The sequence below is a fragment of the Flagellimonas sp. MMG031 genome (assembly GCF_040112705.1).
GTDB lineage: Bacteria > Bacteroidota > Bacteroidia > Flavobacteriales > Flavobacteriaceae > Flagellimonas.
The window spans coordinates 3,097,846-3,112,848 of sequence record NZ_CP157804.1; the positions used below are offsets into that span (position 1 = coordinate 3,097,846).

A 15,003-nucleotide genomic window follows, 5' to 3' on the forward strand; every position below is an offset into this window, starting at 1 on the left:
ATAAATTGCCTTTTATGAAGCCAATCACATTTCAATTTTTGGAACAATGCGCTGAGGATGGATTTAATGATTCAGTGTTGTATTACGATGAAGACCTAAATTTATCCGTAGACCGTAAAACGGGATTGCCCGCCTTTGATGTGCTATCCATGGATACCAGCACTGGGACAAAAGATTATGTAGAAGTTTCCGATGCGGATGACTCCTTGAAGGCCTCCTATATGGACACTGCAACTCGTACCAATACGCAAATGGAATCCACGGATTTGGACAACAATGTGCACCACCTTATCCAAATGATGGATACTTCAACGGCCACAAGGACGTATGATGAGGCAGCAGATTCTGATGTTTGACAGGTATGATTCTTATAATAACCCATAGAACCGATTATACTACTGATTTCCTTATTAATAAATTAAACCAAAGGAATATTCCGTACCAAAGATTGAACTGTGAGAACTTGATTTCCCAGGATTATGCCTTTGAAATTAACTATACCTTTAATTTCCACTTTAAAGGTATCAAAACGTTCACGTCGGGTTGGTTCCGAAGAACAAAGCTCCCTCAAATCCAAGGTGTGTCCGAGGAAGAAAGGTTATATTTATTGGGGGAGTACGATGCACTTGTTCAAAATATAGTATCATCGATTGATTGTCAATGGTTAAGCGAACCCAGACACATCTATTTTGCAGAAAACAAAACAGTACAATTAAAGAAAGCCAAAGGTTTGGGATTTAATATCCCCCCGACCTTGATTACGAACAAAAGGGACTTGGTCAAAACGTTTTATGATCAGCATGATGGAAACATTGTCATCAAGCCAATTTCCAAAACTCGGATTGACTATCAGGACCAGCCAGGATTTATCTTTACAAACGTGGTTGGGAAGGATGTAATTAAAGACCTTGATTCGTTCGATATGAATCCTTGTATTCTCCAAAAAAACATACAAAAGGAATATGAAATTCGGGTCACTGTAGTAAAAGACAAGGTTTTTGCCGCCGCTGTTGATAGTCAAGAAGATGAGGCCACCAAGGTGGATTGGAGACGGAAAAAATTGGATTTCAGGGAAACTAGACTACCCAAAACAATAGAAAAGAAGTGTGTTCAACTGGTAAAGGAATGCAAATTGGGATTTGGGGCCATCGATATGATAAAGACAATGGAAAATGAATATTTTTTTCTAGAACTGAACCCTAATGGTCAATGGGCATGGATTGAATTGCAAACAGGCCAAAAAATATCCGAGGCAATAATAAATGGTCTGACTTAAATTATCCCATGAGTTTTTTCAAATTTCTTTTCTTACCCCGGCAATTGAAATCAAAAAAACCCTTTGATTATGATAAAAATAATTATCGGAATCTAAGGAGAGAGCAATTGGAGTTACATAAATCCTATCTAAAAGAAATGGAATCCGAGGAGAATTCAAGGTTGTTAATGATTGAAAATAAGACCGCACAATTGGTTTCGCAAACAGGGCTTGTATTTGCACTACTGAGTTTGTTCGTTCCTTTCATCGTTGAATTCGTTCTGAATGTGCATATTATTTTTCGGGTGGTTTTCATAATGTTGTTAATCATATGCTTTCTGTGCTACATTTTAGCGATAATCAACTCGTTAAAAAATTTCAATGTAAAGAAGTTTAATTATGGGTACAAGTCCCCAATGACCATATTGAACCACCAATCTTTGAGTGAAAAAAAATTTATGCAAATGGAAATCAAGGATGCGTTGTATTGCATCAACAATAACATCGAAATGAACAACCGAAAGGCAACCCATCTGATAAGGGGATATCATTTTTTCAAATTTGGTATCGTGTCAACCGCGGTACTGGTAGTTTTTCTCTGTGCATCGCTTCTGTTCATCAACGGTAAAGAAAGTGAAAATGGCACCAAACAACCCTTGGAAACACAAATTAAAAAAGAGTTTTTAGATAATACAACGAACAGAGATTTTGAAAAAGTCCATGATACAATCAAGATAGATACAATGTCCAAGGCTAAAATTGATTGAATAACTTCAATCCAAAAATTTTATAGATTGATCTATTGCGATAATTCTCTGCTGTTCAAATCATAGGTTGTTACCTTATGAAGGTTAACACTTGTACAATCCATAAGGTCTTGGTCAAAAATGACAACATTTTTTCCGGAGGGATGCAATGAACTGGCAAATCGTATGCCACTGGCTCCAGTATAGATTCGGATAAATTCGCAGACATACTGAGTTGGGATATATTCTATTTCCGAATCATACCGCCTCATAGGCTTGGACAAATCTCGACTGACCCTTTCCCGTAATAACTTGGCCATAATCGTCTCCCGTACCATTTCTGGCTGGAACAGAGGTGTGTCCTCAGTAAAATCCACTATATTGACAAATTCATTTTCCTCTTTGAGTTGAAATGTGGCTATGCTGAGTTCATCCAAATAGGATGCCCGTACTTCATAAAGCACCGTCTTCGGATTATCACATAAATATAAGTAGGGTATTCCCATAGGGTTAGCCCTACCTCCTTTTGCAAAATCGCGTGTAGGTGCATACATCTTATCATGGGGATAGGCTTGGTTCCCGCTTTGGTGATGGACCCTGGCCCTATATAGAAAAGTGTCTGGTGTCAAGCCATATTGTGTATTGAAGAATCCATCCCAACCCAATTCAAGCAGCTGGTCCAGATTGGACAAAAATCGATGGGACCATTTCAACTCTTTTTTAAGAATTTCCCAATATTCATGGTTGTTGTTTATTTCCTGGATATAATCAACAGGGCTACTGGCATTATTTATCTCGGTATCGATTTTTGGCAAAACATAGTTTAAGATACTTTCGGCCACTTGATGATTAGAAAAAAAACTCCAATTTCCTTGGATTTTGTTTTTGATACTATCCCCATCTTCGACAAGTCTATAATTATCGATGAGTTCCTGAAAAAAATCCATGAGCTCGTTGATGTCCATGATAGGCTGATCTGTGGCGGTACAAATAGCACAATCCCCTTTTGAGTTCGAGGCGGAAACAAAGGCTTTCAATTCAGTATCGGTAAAACAACTAGGGCAAACTTCCATGTATCAATATTGGCTAAGATAGTTTTGAAGGATAAGAAGATGGTTCTTGATACTGATTTTCTTTACGGTTCCAAGCCCAGGATAATGTTGACGGTCGTAGTAATCCTCCAATTCCGCAATCGCTGGGTTGTTGAATCCGTTAGCCCTACAAAATCCTACAGCTTTTTCAGCAGCTTCGGCGAATTTCCCTTGAACGTTGGCAATGGAATCATTGGTGTCGGAAGTAAAATGCCTGATCCAAATTTGGTTGTCGGCTTTCATATATGTCAAATGGATAACCACTGCCCTAGGAGTGCTCCCACTATCACTGAATTCACTGGGAAGCACCGTATAATCAGAAAAACCACTGAAGCTTTCATTTACATAATGGAGATGTTCCTCGGAAAATCGATGCTCCTGAATGTCAAGAAAATCACTGTTCCGCTGTTGCTTCTCGAAAAAATCATCCAAACGGATATAGGTTTTGCCTAAGCCCCTGACATAACGATCCAAGGCTCTATTTCTTCCCGGGTCTTCCACAACAACGGACTGAACTGAAGCGGACTCCACTAGCCTCCTGAACTCAGGATCATCAGGATTAAGATCATTTTGACAAATGACCATACAATCCCCCAATCCGTAATCTGCTATTGCCTTTAAAATGTAGTCGGCATTGTTTCTGAAATAAAATGCTCTTCCTATCGAGAACTGACCCTGCTGCAGGTATTCCAAAAAAACCTCACGATCACCGGTCACCTCACCGACCAAAGGGTTCACAATGATAAACGCTTGTTGACTGGTAGCGGCAAATGTTGAAAGTGCAATGTTTAAATTGTTGAACGATTCTTTGACCGGTTCCAAAATAGGCACAATGGTACCTTGGGAAGTGTTTGTATTGGCCAAATCCCGTAGTGCAATCAATTCAAATTGCCGTGCCCTAAGTAGTGGATAATACATGGGTAGGTTTAATTGGTGATTTAAGATGATCCATCAATGCTTTCCTGTCCGCTGTTGACAACTTCAGGGCAAGACTCATTTGATTGAATTCCTTGTAATGTTTCTTATTGAGGGCAATGGGCTTTTGCCTAGCCTTCATAACAGAAATGAAATAGGAATTGAGTTCATCATTTGGAATCTGTAAGATCAATTCCCTACATCTCTCAAATTGGTTGAAACTAGTCATTTTTGGCAAGCTTCCAAAATGTCTTTTGACCAGATTTTTGTATTCGTGTGTGTGCAATACTTTCATTATGGTATTTTTGTCCAATTCACTATTGGGAATGGCCTTGCGGTGAACCTGAAATTTTTCATTACTATCGGGCCGATACAAAATTATTCCGATTTCCTTTCCAAAATGCTCATATTGACCAAGTCTTGATTCTGAAAGTACTAAGTAGATTTCGTTGAATGCCCTTTGATAATTTACCAATTGGAAATCCAAACGTTTGGCCGAGTCCATCTCAGTCTTTATCTCAAAGACCTTGGAAGTCCCATTGAACATGGCAAGGTCGGCGACTGAATTTCCTACTCTGAATTCCGAGAAAACCTGTGAATCACCGGCGTTGACCTCCTGAATCAAACATTCATTCAAAAAGCTATTCTTAAATATATACTCGTTCTGGTAATGACCTTCAAGAATTTTATAAACGTACCTAAGGTATTCAACAAATGTGGTATTGTCCATGGTCAACCAATCCTCATCATATCTTATTATTTTATGGTAAATGGAGGTAAAATCATTTTTGAACCATGATTTGACCTGATTTCTGGAAAACAAGGAGGAATAATCCCGTAATTGATTAATTGAAAAGGAGGAAGTACTTGCCATAAAACAAAGTTAGGTTTAAAATTTAATTTTCATTGCTTTTCAAGAAATTACAAGTTTTGGTTATGGTATTAATCGTCTCAAAATGCAAAAGGCAATATTTTGGCATTAGATTACTGGACATTTGCAAATTCCTTGAAAAAACTTTGGTTTTTAAAGAAATCTAAACCTATCAAGAACAACTAAACAATCCTATTGTTTCAACTAAAAATCGTCCCAATATCATGATGCACTTTTAGATAATGCTGCTCCAACTCCAATTCTGAAATCCCTAAAGGCTTGGGTAATCCCCTTTCAATTCTTGGTTTCTGAAACTGCACTTTCCTGTCCTTACCATCAGCGAATACCACAAACTCCCCCTGTCGCAACCGAAAGAACACTTCTGCCCTTCGTTTGGATACCTCTTTCTCCCCTTCAGTGATACGCCGCTCCAGATTCAGCCCCGAACTCTTGCTCACACTTCGAGTCGGAATCTTGACCAACTCAAAAAAACGTTCATAGTATCGTGCCGTGTCCGGGTCGTTCACCTTCCCAAAAAACTGATATGATAGATTGGAAAGGATTGCCTTGCTCGCCTTCTCCCCGTACATCATATCATTTTGAATTTTGTCCTGCAGCACATAAACACTAACGATGTCATAGCTCCTGAGTGTGGCCGGTATTCGATGCATGTTCAATAGCCGTAGGGTCGAGGCTTCTTCCAACAACATAAAGGATGGTTTCCGATTGCGTTGGCTCATCTGCTTTGAGATCGTATGGATGATCGTGGCGATCACAGGAGAAAGGGAAGCATCCTTTTGAGGGTTATTCACTAAGGCAATGACGGAAGGGTGGTCTTCATTATTGATATCCAAGGAAATCTCATCCTTGGAAAGCACCATAAAGATCTTTCGGGTACTGATCTTTTTAAAACCGTTGGCCAGGGTACTGAGCACCCCTGCTGTTTGCCTTTCCGACCCAATGCCACTGATAAAGGCATCCGACATGGCCCGAGAAGTGATGTTCCCTTTTAAAAACTTAATCAAGCTCTTGGTGGCCAATTGTTGGAAAACAGCCATTAGATGCGGGAGGGTACAATAGTGCGGATAATCGGTCTTTAATCGCCAAATCAATCCACTGATCAAGCCCTCTGCTGCATCCTTGAAGAACCGGGAGGTACTATTCTCATCCGAGTCCCGATGTTCCATCAAATTCTCCAACAGCACCCGGGATACCTCATGGACACTCTCCTCATCAGGAAGGTATCGGGGAGCTATTGGATTGACCCGATTATAAATAGGTCCAAAGGAAACAATCTTAAAAGGCACCTGTTCCCCCTTCCAAAGGGGATAGGCCATTTCTGTAATCTCAAAATCCTTGTAATCATGGATGACCCCTGAAAAATGCTCCTTTTGAAAATGCTTTAAGAAATTATAGATGACGCTCTCCGTCTTTCCGCTCCCTGCAGAAGCCATGACAGAAACCCCTCGCCTGATATTACTCAACACCAAGGGCATCCCTCTTACTTTCATTTTCACCTCAAAAACTTTGGAGGGTTTCTTATCGTCTTTATAGTGATCTACAAGGCCATAGATCACCACATGGACAAAAAACAACGGCAACCAAAGTGCCAATGACCCCTTAATAAAAACATCCCATCCCCAAAATAAACCATTGGCCACAGCCAAAAGAACAATGCCCAAAAACCATATCACAAACCCAAATTTGAGATACCGATTGGCCAAATAGGAAATTCCTCCCCCGAACACCATACCAGATACTATTTCAATCCATCCTAAATTTTCCATATAGCTAATTTTAAATTCCAATCGATCCTGACTCCATGGCCTTTCCGATACCTTTTTTCAGTTGCATCATCGCTTTATAGGCCAACTGCGCTTTATTGGTGGGGATGCTTGGCACTTTGATTCCCGCCTTGAACAACAATTGTCTGGCAGCCTGTTTTTCATTGGTTGGCAATCCCAAAAGGGCTGCAAAGAATTGCTTGGGATCCTTATCCAACAAGTTTCGGGCATGGTAGGTCTCCACAAAGTTCCGGCGGTACCCGAATTGTTTGTCAAAGGTCTTTTCAGCCGTCCGATAGAATCTGTCCCGATCAAAGCCCTGTTTTACCTTTTCCCCATTAAGTGTGGTTTCCGAGTTCCGGAACTTGGACCCTGGGGAGAGGCTATGGGAATTGGTGACATCCTTACGACTGACAATGATATGGATATGGCTCTGGTGGCCTTCCTTGGCCATGCCTGGAACAATGCGTTTCCCATTCTGTTTATGGGGTACCTCCATTTCCAGAGCCTTGATTTTTTCCTGAAGTTTGTCCATGTCCCCTTGCTCCCTACCCTCTTTTATGGCCCTGATCTGGTGTTGCAGTTCCAAAATCTTACTGGCATAAGCTTGGTTCTCCTTGACCTTTTTGTCCTTTTCGGAATAGGTACGTTCCCTTTCCAGTTTCGCGAAATACAATACCTCATTGACCGTCACCTCTTTGTCCCTATAAAAGGAAGCCGCATAGGTCTTCATCAGTTCCCGGGTGTACTGCTTCAGTTTTTCAAGATCATTTCCGATATGCTTGAGCTCGGCTTGGGAGGGGCTGACCATGATCGAATAGAACTTCGGATCCCGTTTCGAAAGTTTGGCCGTATTGGCATCGATCTCGGCAATGACCCTTTGGGCATCAATGTCATTTTCGGTCTGGTTGAAAAAAAGTTCTTGCTCTTCCAAGGCCTTCCCTTCGTTCTCCTTTTCCAAATACTTGACAAAATCACCGGCACTGCCATGATAGTTATTTCCCAAGTGTTGTCTTGTGATGGCGATGTACATGCTTATAGATTTTTGAGTTTGGTGCGGTACTGTTCAATGGCCCCTGGTTTGAGGTCCAGTTTAAGATGATCCTTCCCGAAGCGGTTCTTGGCCATCGATACATGGTCCAGTACATGGCCAAAATCCTGTTTCAGTTCCTCCAGTTGTTCCTTCAGCAGTTCATGGACGATCTTGGGCACCGTGGTCTCCTTATCCAAGAGTTCAGGGTTGGTAGGGGTATTGATCTCGGTCAATTGTTTTTCAAAAAATTCAAAGTCCCCTTCCCATTCGTCCCCCTCCTCGGGGTCCAGTTCCTGCTGAAAGAGGGCCTGCATCATACTGACGGTGGGCAGGGTCTGTTCCTTTTCGATGCTTCGCATGATGGCCACCATGGCATTGAAGCGTCGCTTTATGAACAATTTCATACTGGCGATGGTCTCCCCAAAATGTTGGTCCGGGGAAATCCCATGTCGTTCAAAAAATTCCATCATGGCCAAAAGGGTCAGGGATTGTGATTTCCCAAACGTTTTGGAAAACCGCCTAAATTTCCTAGCAACGGAAACTTTGACCTTCATGGCCGCAAACCGTTCTTTTTCGTATCCTTTATCCATTTTTTCACCAAATATTCCTTGTTTTTATTGGCCTCGGGGGACTTTTTCACCAAAAGCAGATTGCCTGAAATCTTCAAGATTCCCCAAAACCCCCATAAACAGGGCCTTGCGGAGCAACCATGATCGGTAGCGCTGCGCCAGCACGCTATCCTCTTGCTTCTCCTTTTTGCGCCAAAGGCCCAAAAAGCATCGCACAAACCATCTTAAAAAGACCGTCGTCCCTTATCCTATTTTACCCTATGGAGCACGGACTTTCGGAAAGTCAGATCAAGTTGTAATGCCGTGCAAACTTGACTACGATGTAGCCTCTTAAATATACCCACATTCCTCTAGGTACAAAAATGCGTTCTGCGGGCAAATGCATCATTTGCCCGCAACATATATGAAACGGGCATTTTTCGTTTTCCCCAGCGTCAGATGCGCTACGGAACGCCAAAAAAAAGACCCTTTTTCAAGGGTCTTGTTCCCGTCAGTCCTCCGATGGGACAGTAGTGGTCTGTTCCCTGTAGTATTCATACCTGAATATCCAGAGATTGACCACTAAGGAGTAGGTTTTGTCCACCGTGGCATCCGCTGTCTTTTTGACAACGCTTTTCTTTGGATGTTTCTTTGCAGGGATCTCCAATGACTTTTTTACAATTGCTTTCATAATACATGATTTTAGATTATTAATTATTTGAGGGCATCCCCGCACTTCCCAAAAATTTCAGCTCAAAAGGAAACGGAATAAGGAGTGAGGTACGAACGGTTTATGCCGTAGTCTTTTGATGGGAACATTTTTGAAGGGCGAACTTGCGGTCAAATAAGGGATAGGTATTCTTTGGGGTTGCCCAGTACTTTGCAAACAAGAATTTCCCAAATTGGTTTTTGGGTGTTCGACCCACCTAAAAACCAACCATGAACCCATAAAAAAAGCCCATCGTGATGGATGGGCTTCGATGGTGTGTTTTGGCATTCACATATTGAATACGAAATCATAATGGTATAGGTTTCGCAAAGCTTCCCTTCGACTCCGCTCAGGGCAGGCATCTTCCAAGAGGGTATCATAGTCCTTATCATGCGTTTCTGCAAATTGGAGCAATTCGGTCCCGGAACGGCTTTCCACATCTTCTTTGGATACGGAAAGCAAACGTTCCTGGGTCTCGCTATCAAGGTTGGTAACGTTCAAATAGACCATTATTCAAAACTTTGATAGTTCATTGCTCACAGATCATATAGGCTTGGATCGAACCCATCGGGGTAATACCTTGGGTCATATTGTTCTTCCAACCATTTTTCAAATTCCGTCATTTCTGTATTCGCTGTATTCGCTTCCATGACCATTGGATTAAAGAATTCCATTATCAGCAAAACTGTAATACCTACCATCGGGCGCTAGGATAAGATGATCCAAAATCTTGACGTCAAAAAGCTGTGCCGCCTTTTTGATCTTTTGGGTCAATTGTTTGTCCTGATAACTTGCCTTGAGTTGTCCAGAAGGATGGTTATGGGCGAGGATGATCCCCACGGAAAGGGTCTTTAGGGTAATGGCAAAAAGGATGCGCAGATCTACCAAGGTACCTGTGATGCCCCCATGGGATAGTGGATAAATGCCCTTTACCTTGTTGGACTGGTTGAGCAGCACGATCTTAAAGGTCTCGTGCAGGCCTATGGTCTTGTTGTCCCAATTTTGGAACAATAGATTCGCCACCTCATTGGAGTTCGTCACGGACAGGGATTTCAGGGTACTGAGCTTTTCCCGATAACTGATCTGTATTTCATTGACACGGTGTTCCATTTCAAATGTGTTAAGGATGAAAAAGAAAGGGATGCCCAAAGACTGGACACCCCCTATCCATTTTACTCGGTGGTATTGTTATCACCACCGCCCAAAAGCAGGATCTCACTGGCCACCACTTCGGTCACATATTTTTTATTGCCCTCTTTGTCCTCATAGGATCGGGAGGTCAATTTCCCTTCGATGGCAACTTCCTTGCCCTTGGTCACGAAGCCTTCGATGATGTCGGCTAATTTCCCCCATGCGATGATGGTGTGCCATTCGGTATTGGTCACCCGTTCCCCTTCGGAGTTCTTGTAATGTTCGTTGGTGGCCATGGTGAACCTTGCCACACGTTTGCCTTTGTCAAGGTCTGTGATGGTAGGGTCTTGCCCCACGTTTCCAATAAGTTGCACTTTGTTTCTCAATGTACTCATGATAAAAAGTTTTAAAGGCCTGCCGTCCTCCAGTATGGACAGATCAGCAAACAGGGTTAAAAATTTCCCCTCTATTTTTTTGGTTTTTGTCTCCCAAATTTTAAGGGGCGTTTGTTTGCTTCTTACGTGCGTAGCACAATAAAAGAAGGGGGTTCTGTCAAGGCTTTTGGACAGAAATCGGGAGGCTCCGCGACGTAGTAAAACCTTAAGGTTTTCAAGGAAGTGGAAACCCTATTTATGGACAAAACCTGCCTTGGCCTTGACAGGTTCGATGAGGGCCCTAGGAATTCCATCCGACCCATTGGCAAGGGAGCGTACGGGAAGTTAAGCGACTGCAGGCGATGGTGTCCTGATTGGAAGTCCTTGGGCCCTGCCCTGTTTTTCGATGCCCCGAAAAACAATCAGGGCTTCTTTTATTACGGGACCCTTAAAATTTGATGGGCGGACAAGCGGATTTGCGGCCTTATAGGCAAAACCCCAAGAAGGGTTTGCAAAGGAAGGACGCACCAAAAATCCGTTTGGGCGACTTCCGTTTTGCCCAAATGAAGTTTCATCAAACATTACGACAATAAGGGAACAAAAGTATTGGAGTTACCCTACGACCGGATTATTTTTCATCTACAGTGATAAGCATTTCGTAATTGTTCGGATAAGATTCTTTATGCCCGGAAGCTTTCATATTGTCTCATAAGTCCTGTCGCCGTTTCTCGAAGAATCAGACCCCTAACCTTCCTGAAGTCCCCTCCAAAACAAGGACAGTTGTTTGGGTGTCACAACCTGCGAAGTGTCTCATATACAATTTTATTGAAGGTCTTGGCCAACCATGGAGCTGCCAACAACGGCTGAAATATAAGTTAGCCCAAAAAATGGTTCCTCTTTGAAACTAAGTGTTCCACTTCATCCGCTGAAGTCGAACAGCATTCAATATTGCCAATAAGGCAACCCCCACATCAGCAAAAACTGCTTCCCACATCGTGGCTAGGCCTCCCGCTCCAAGGATGAGCACAAATGCCTTCACGCCAAAAGCGAGCCCAATATTTTGCCAAACTATCTTTCGGGTGGAGCGTCCTATTTTAATGGCTCGTGCCATCTTGCTCGGTTGGTCGGTCTGAATGATGACATCGGCTGTTTCAATGGCCACATCACTACCCAAGCCTCCCATGGCAATGCCCACATCGCTGACGGCCAGAACAGGCGCATCATTAATGCCATCGCCCATAAAAGCCACTTTTGTGTCGGATTGTTTTTTGAGTTCTTCAACTTCGCTGAGCTTATCTTCTGGTAACAGGCCGCCCTTTGCCCAATCAATGTTCAACTTTTTCGAGACATGTTGCGTTATGGAATCTTTGTCACCCGAAAGCATTATGATTTTCGAAATCCCAGCATCCCTGATTTGTTTGATGGCTTGATGGGCATCTTCCTTGAGTTCGTCCGCAATGGTAACATAGCCGACAAATTTTTCATCAATGGCCAACATTACAATTGAATTTACAATATCATCGGTTTCTGGAGGCACATCAATGTTGTTTGAGGCCATTAGGGCTTTATTGCCCACCAGCACTGTATTCCCATTGACCGTTCCCTTTAATCCCTTTCCCGCAACTTCCGTTACATCGGTTGCCTTCATATCCGTGCCTTCGGCTTTATATTCCAAAATAGCCTTTGCTATGGGATGGGTAGATTGTTCCTCCATGGCCATCAAGTATTTCATAAGCTCGACTTCCTCAAATTTGACAGCCTTGATTTCCTTGATTTTAAAAACCCCTTTGGTAACGGTTCCCGTTTTGTCCATCACTACCGTGTTCACTTTGGTGATTGCTTCCAAAAAAGATGCACCTTTGAAGAGGATCCCGTTTCGGGATGCCGCTCCCAGACCACCAAAATAGCCGAGCGGAATGGAAATAACCAAGGCACAGGGACAGGAAACCACAAGGAATATTAAAGCGCGATAGAGCCAATCCCTAAAAACATAGTCATTTAAAAAAAAGTAGGGCAAGAACGTTAAACCGATGGCAAGGAAAACCACAATGGGTGTATAAATTCTTGCAAATCTTCTAATGAACAGTTCTGTCTTTGATTTTCTGGCTGTAGCGTTTTGTACCATATCCAAGATTCGAGTGATGGAACTGTCCTTGAATTCTTTGGATGTTTCTACATCGATAACACCATCGAGATTTATACTTCCGGCGAAGACCTTTTCACCCTTGTTTATGGTGTCGGGCCTACTTTCGCCAGTAATTGCCGCCGTATTGAGGGAAGCTCTTTCGGATAAGAGAATACCGTCCAAGGGGATTTTCTCCCCCACACGTACTTGTATCCTTTCGCCAATTTCGACGGTTTCGGGGTTTACGGTAACGAAATTCCCGTTACGAAGCACCAAAGCTTCGTCCGGTCGCGCATCCAAAAGGGCCTTAATATTTCCCTTTGCCCGATTGACTGCTGCATTTTGGAACAGTTCGCCCACGGCGTAAAACAACATTACGGCCACGCCCTCTGGGTATTCGCCTATGGCAAAGGCCCCTAGAGTGGCAATGGACATCAGGAAAAATTCAGTAAAGAAATCACCATGCTTTATACTGTTCCAACCTTCTCTGATGACAGGGAAACCAACAGGCAAATAGGCAAGGGTGTACCATGCGATCCTTATCCAGCCCTTGAAAAACGGGAAAGCATCAAAATAGTCCACTGCTATGCCGATGATGAGCATTACAAAACTGAAAATGGCCGGTAAATAGGTCTTGAATTTAGATACACCTTCAGGACCGCCATGGTTATGGCCACTCTCGTGTCCGTGTTCGCCTTGGCGTTCCTTTGAACCTAGATCACGTAGTTTTACTTTTTTCTTTTTCATAGACGGTAAGGTCGTAATTAGTTTCGTGCAACGGAAGTGCATTTATTGACCGCTGCATTTGTCGCAGATTCCCTTAATGACCAAATTGGCATTTTCTGCCACATACCCATCAGGTAGATTGATATGGGGAATCTTATGCTCAGTGAGACAGACCGTTTCATCACAGTTATCGCAATGAAAGTGCAGGTGCAGATCTTGTTCCATTTCACAATTGCAACCTGGTTCGCACAGGGCATACTTTGAAATATTGGTGCCATCATCTATTTGGTGCACAATTCGTTTTTCCTCAAAGGTCTTCAGGGTCCGGTACAATGGTTCTGTCCGCTTTTGAGAAAGCGTTCTCCATATCGGTCAGGGCAATGGCCACTTCCTTTTCAGCCAAATATTTATAGATCAAAATACGCATCGCCGTTGGGCGTACACCTTTGTTTTCCAATGTTTTTTCAATGTCTGTCATCATATTGTAATTTTATCAATGGCTATGTCCCGCATCCCCTTTTTTCATTTGGGCCATTAAATAGTAGGCATTGTTGTATGCAAATGTAGTATATGGCCCAACGGAATCTACAAAATCGATGGCGACCCAATCCCCGTCATTTGGGCCTGTGTTAATTTCGACAGGTTTGAAGCTCCAGTCATTGCCTTCACGCTCCGCTTTAAAAATATACTTCTTTCCCTCGTTCGAACTTATTGCACTTTCAGGCACCGCAACGGTCTCGGATTTTTGGATTTCAATCCGTCCTTCAACATACATCCCTGGAATCAGCTGCCCTTCCTTGTTCTCGATTTCAGCATGGACGTGTATCGCTTTGGGATTTTGCTCGAAAGTTTTCCCTACGGAATAAATTTTCGCAGTAAGTTCCTTTCCGGGAATGGATTGTACATTGAAGGATACTTGCTGGCCTACCTTTACTTTGTACACATCCTTTTCAAACACCATTAAATCGGCATGGACGTGATGGGTGTCAACGATTTCAAATAGGTCGGTCTGCGGTTCTACGTACTGCCCGGTCTTCACCGCTACTTTTTGGACAAATCCCTCAATGGGACTTCGCAATGCCACCCGTTGGTAAATCGTACCGTTTCTGACCCCGGATGCACTAATGTTCAATTGTTCCAACTGTGCTTCCAATCCTTTTGCCAGGCTTTGGGAGGCCCGGTATTCCGCTTCGGCCTTTTGAAAGTTGGCCCCGCTGCCCACCCCGGCATCATACAGGGTTTTTTGTCTTTCAAATTCCTTCTTAAGAAACTGGCTGTTACTGTAGGCGTTCAGGAAATCGGTCTGTTTCTGGATGATATTGGGGTGGGACAGAGGCAACCGTTTGACCTTTGCTTACTTTGTCGCCTTCAATGACCTCTATGGACACCACATTGGCACCCACGACGGTAGTAATGGTCGCTTCGTTCTGTGGTGGGACCTCCAGTTGGCCATTGGCCTCCACATATTGCTTCATAACACGTGGGGCAACGGTATCGATTTTCATGTTAAGGTTGCGGAATTGCGTTTCCGTTAGCATGGCTTCTTTGGCTTCACCTTCTTTGTGCATTTCACCCACTTCAGGATTTTTTTGCTTTGCTTCCTCAGTATCGGCTTTGGAATTCCCACAGGAAGTAAGAACCAAGAGCATCGTCACGAGCCCGATAACGCTATATTTAAAAAGATTGTTCATTTGT

General features: G+C 43.0%; 15 protein-coding genes and 2 pseudogenes. 4 read left to right on the top strand and 13 right to left on the bottom strand.

Features of this window, described 5'->3' with window-relative positions; translation table 11 throughout:
* The first annotated feature begins 14 nt into the window (after positions 1-14).
* The 3 genes from ABNE31_RS14070 (at position 15) to ABNE31_RS14080 (ending at position 2,022) form a co-directional block, all read left to right on the top strand.
* The gene (locus ABNE31_RS14070; protein ID WP_349351567.1) at positions 15-356 is read left to right on the top strand and encodes a hypothetical protein; all 342 of its coding nucleotides are present in this window, start codon (positions 15-17) and stop codon (positions 354-356) included.
* A gap of 107 nt (positions 357-463) precedes the next feature.
* The gene (locus tag ABNE31_RS14075) at positions 464-1,276 is read left to right on the top strand and encodes a hypothetical protein (protein WP_349351568.1); all 813 of its coding nucleotides are present in this window, start codon (positions 464-466) and stop codon (positions 1,274-1,276) included.
* A gap of 443 nt (positions 1,277-1,719) precedes the next feature.
* On the top strand, positions 1,720-2,022 hold the full coding sequence (locus ABNE31_RS14080) for a hypothetical protein (protein ID WP_349351569.1): 303 nt from the start codon (positions 1,720-1,722) through the stop codon (positions 2,020-2,022).
* Between the two features lie 32 nt (positions 2,023-2,054).
* On the opposite strand, the gene ABNE31_RS14085 is transcribed toward ABNE31_RS14080, so the two are convergent.
* From ABNE31_RS14085 to ssb, 10 genes are all read right to left on the bottom strand, one after another.
* Complete coding sequence (locus ABNE31_RS14085) at positions 2,055-3,074, bottom strand: RES family NAD+ phosphorylase (RefSeq protein WP_349351570.1); 1,020 nt, start codon at positions 3,072-3,074, stop codon at positions 2,055-2,057.
* A 3-nt stretch (positions 3,075-3,077) separates the two neighbouring features.
* Entirely contained in the window at positions 3,078-4,010 is a 933-nt protein-coding gene (locus ABNE31_RS14090) for a sce7725 family protein (RefSeq protein WP_349351571.1), read from the bottom strand.
* Positions 3,991-4,881, bottom strand: coding sequence for a sce7726 family protein (locus ABNE31_RS14095; RefSeq protein WP_349351572.1), 891 nt, complete (start codon positions 4,879-4,881; stop codon positions 3,991-3,993). The genes ABNE31_RS14090 and ABNE31_RS14095 overlap by 20 nt, the downstream gene beginning before the upstream one ends.
* Positions 4,882-5,078: 197 nt before the next feature.
* Positions 5,079-6,665: a type IV secretion system DNA-binding domain-containing protein gene (locus ABNE31_RS14100; RefSeq protein WP_349351573.1), complete on the bottom strand. Its 1,587-nt coding sequence runs from the start codon at positions 6,663-6,665 to the stop codon at positions 5,079-5,081.
* Positions 6,666-6,675: 10 nt separating this feature from the next.
* Entirely contained in the window at positions 6,676-7,695 is a 1,020-nt protein-coding gene (gene mobB, locus ABNE31_RS14105) for a MobB family relaxase (protein ID WP_349351574.1), read from the bottom strand.
* 2 nt (positions 7,696-7,697) lie between these two features.
* Positions 7,698-8,285: a BfmA/BtgA family mobilization protein gene (locus ABNE31_RS14110; RefSeq protein ID WP_349351575.1), complete on the bottom strand. Its 588-nt coding sequence runs from the start codon at positions 8,283-8,285 to the stop codon at positions 7,698-7,700.
* Between the two features lie 469 nt (positions 8,286-8,754).
* Positions 8,755-8,934, bottom strand: a complete 180-nt coding sequence (locus ABNE31_RS14115; protein ID WP_036379042.1) for a hypothetical protein — start codon at positions 8,932-8,934, stop codon at positions 8,755-8,757.
* Positions 8,935-9,240: 306 nt separating this feature from the next.
* Positions 9,241-9,462, bottom strand: a complete 222-nt coding sequence (locus ABNE31_RS14120) for a hypothetical protein (protein ID WP_036379046.1) — start codon at positions 9,460-9,462, stop codon at positions 9,241-9,243.
* A gap of 150 nt (positions 9,463-9,612) precedes the next feature.
* Positions 9,613-10,062 (bottom strand): JAB domain-containing protein, encoded by a 450-nt coding sequence (locus ABNE31_RS14125; RefSeq protein WP_036379048.1) that lies wholly within the window; start codon positions 10,060-10,062, stop codon positions 9,613-9,615.
* Between the two features lie 62 nt (positions 10,063-10,124).
* On the bottom strand, positions 10,125-10,478 hold the full coding sequence (gene ssb / locus ABNE31_RS14130; protein ID WP_036385938.1) for a single-stranded DNA-binding protein: 354 nt from the start codon (positions 10,476-10,478) through the stop codon (positions 10,125-10,127).
* 237 nt (positions 10,479-10,715) lie between these two features.
* Here ssb and ABNE31_RS14135 point away from each other — a divergent pair, with 237 nt between their 5' ends.
* Positions 10,716-10,916 carry a hypothetical protein gene (locus ABNE31_RS14135; RefSeq protein ID WP_275648321.1) on the top strand — a complete coding sequence of 67 codons (201 nt, stop codon included), beginning with the start codon at positions 10,716-10,718 and terminating at the stop codon, positions 10,914-10,916.
* Positions 10,917-11,361: 445 nt separating this feature from the next.
* Here ABNE31_RS14135 and ABNE31_RS14140 read toward each other — a convergent pair whose 3' ends face one another.
* From ABNE31_RS14140 to ABNE31_RS14150, 3 genes and pseudogenes are all read right to left on the bottom strand, one after another.
* On the bottom strand, positions 11,362-13,329 hold the full coding sequence (locus ABNE31_RS14140) for a heavy metal translocating P-type ATPase (RefSeq protein ID WP_349351576.1): 1,968 nt from the start codon (positions 13,327-13,329) through the stop codon (positions 11,362-11,364).
* A gap of 42 nt (positions 13,330-13,371) precedes the next feature.
* A pseudogene (locus ABNE31_RS14145) lies at positions 13,372-13,786 on the bottom strand (transcriptional repressor).
* Positions 13,787-13,801: 15 nt separating this feature from the next.
* Positions 13,802-14,999, bottom strand: a pseudogene (locus tag ABNE31_RS14150) (efflux RND transporter periplasmic adaptor subunit).
* Positions 15,000-15,003: the final 4 nt, after the last annotated feature.